We start from the raw sequence: 1,338 nt of genomic DNA on the forward strand, positions 1-1,338 counted from the left end.
AAAAAAACGGGTTACCAATGACTGAATCAAAAAAACGCAGAGTTCATCCGCCGGAGTTCAAGGCCAAGGTGGGGCTGGAGGCGCTCGGCGGGATGAAGACCATCAATCAAATCGCCCAGGAGTATGGCGTCCATCCGATCCAGGTCGGTCAATGGAAGCGGGAGATCCAAGCCCAGGCCAAAAGCCTGTTTGAAGGCAAACGTGGACCTCAGCCAGTCACACCAGAGAGTGCGCCCGATAGACTTTACGGGGAGATTGGACGCTTGAAGATGGAACTAGACTGGCTCAAAAAAAAGTCAGGGATCAGCCCACCATGATCCGCCGTGCTTGGATCGGCGCCAATGTTGGTGTCTCGCAAAAGCGCCAGTGCGTGCTCGCTGGCGTCTCGCGCACGACGGTCTATGTCAAGCGCAAAGCCGTGTTTTTTGTCGAGGCAGACGAGGTGCTCAAGCGGCTGATTGATGAGGAGTACACGCGCCACCCCTTTTACGGTAGCCGCAAGATGGTGGTGTACTTGGGGCGTTGCGGACACTGGGTCAACCGCAAGCGGGTGCAGCGCTACATGCGCAGCATGTCGCTGGCTGGTATGGCACCAGGGCCGAATACGAGCGCGGCGCACCCGCAGCACAAGGTGCACCCCTATCTCCTGCGTGGCGTGCCCGTGGTGCGGGCCAATCAGGTCTGGAGCACGGACATCACCTATGTGCGGCTAGCTCGGGGCTTTGCCTACCTCGTGGCTGTGATTGACTGGTACTCCCGGCGGGTGCTGAGCTGGCGAATCAGCAACAGCATGGAGGCCGCGTTTTGCGTGGACTGCCTGGAGGACGCCTTGCGTGAGCACGGCAAGCCTGAGGTATTCAACAGCGACCAGGGCAGCCAATTCACCAGCGAGGCATTCACGGGCGTGCTCAATCGCGAGGGGATCACCATCAGCATGGACGGCCGGGGCCGGGCCTATGACAACATCTTTGTGGAGCGGCTTTGGAGGAGCGTCAAGCATGAGGATATCTACCTCAACGGCTATGCCACCATGGGCGAGTTACTGGTGGGCCTGACGAAATACTTTGCTTTCTACAACATCGAGCGCCCGCACCAGTCACTGGACAATCAAACACCGCAAGAGGTTCACCAGACGTCAAGCGGCGGCGGTGCGATGATCGTGGACAAATACCGGAGCAAAGAAAGACTCCCAGTTGCGCTGCGCTCCAGCGCGACTGCGGCCGGGGAAGTCAGGATTGAGATTGAGCCTGCAATACAAAAGGCAAAAAGCGGGGCAGCGCCGACCAGCTGCGAGAAGTTGAGTGCAACTTAAACTGCCATCAAGGCTGTCCTGACTTT

Annotated in this window: 1 pseudogene; it reads left to right on the forward strand. The window is 58.4% G+C overall.

Annotated features, from left to right (window positions below):
• Positions 1–17: 17 nt before the first annotated feature.
• Positions 18–1,186 (forward strand): annotated as a pseudogene (locus B9Z45_RS16620) (IS3 family transposase); the annotation flags it as partial.
• Between the last annotated feature and the right edge of the window lie 152 nt (positions 1,187–1,338).

The organism is Limnohabitans sp. 2KL-17 (assembly GCF_003063415.1).
In the GTDB taxonomy this organism is placed as follows: domain Bacteria; phylum Pseudomonadota; class Gammaproteobacteria; order Burkholderiales; family Burkholderiaceae_C; genus Limnohabitans_A.